The sequence below is a fragment of the Arthrobacter sp. I3 genome, from assembly GCF_000520575.1.
GTDB classification, from domain to species: domain Bacteria; phylum Actinomycetota; class Actinomycetes; order Actinomycetales; family Micrococcaceae; genus Arthrobacter; species Arthrobacter humicola_A.
Genome location: NZ_KI914969.1, coordinates 38049 through 38938, shown reverse-complemented (window position 1 = coordinate 38938; position 890 = coordinate 38049). Strand labels below are relative to the sequence as shown.

The window sequence follows — 890 nt, the reverse complement described above, 5'->3', positions numbered from 1 at the left end:
GCGACGGCGGCGAGCAGTGCCCCGCCGGTGGCGCTGGTCTCCTCGGTGAGCACCTTCTGGATCGGGGTATTGCAGAGCGTGGCCTTCGCCGAGAGCCACAGCGCGGAGCGGGCCCCGCCGCCGACGACCCGGACCGACTGGGCCAGGCCCATCGCATCAATCCGGTCGTAGATGTCACGGAACGCGAAGCAGTTCGCCTCGATGATCGCCCGGGCCATGTCGGTGGAGTCGTGGTTCATCGACAGCCCGGCGAACGTCCCGCGCAGGGAGTCGTTCCACCGGGGCGCCATGGAGCCGGTCAGTGCCGGGATGAAGCGGACCCCGCGGGCGCCGGGCTCTGAGCGGGCGGCGCGGTCGAAGAACTCCTGCTGGCTGACGCCTAGGACGTTCTGGGCAAACCACAGCGTGTTGCCGCCCGAGACGAAGCCGGGGTTCTCGATCAGGTAGGTGCCGTCCACGGCGTGCGCGTGGGTCTCGACGAGTTTGGTCTCGTCGAAGACCGGGACGGCGCTGGAGACGCCGACCGGTTCGGCCGTGCCGAGGATATCGACGACCACCCCGGGCCGGACCCCGCCGGCGCCCAGGCATGCGGCGTGGTCATCGCCGGTGCTGACCACAACGGCGCAGCCCGTGGTCAGCCCCAGCGCCGCAGCCGCCTCCGCGGTCAGGGTCCCGGCGACGTCGGTGGCGCGGCCGATCTCCGGAAGCTTGGCCCGGTCCAGCCCGGCGGCGTCGATGAGTTCATCGCTCCAGTCCCGGGTCACTACGTCATAGAGCAGCGAGGACGAGGAATTCGCGTGGTCCTGGATCGAACGGCCGGTCATCCATGCGACAGCGTAGCCCCCGACCGAGGGCAGCGACGCGGCCCGCCGGTACACCTCGGGCTCGTT

General features: G+C 70.8%; 1 protein-coding gene. It reads right to left on the bottom strand.

The features are described 5' to 3' along the window. A partial coding sequence (locus tag Y706_RS27020; RefSeq protein WP_043436898.1) for an FGGY-family carbohydrate kinase occupies window positions 1–890 on the bottom strand: 890 nt, incomplete at both ends.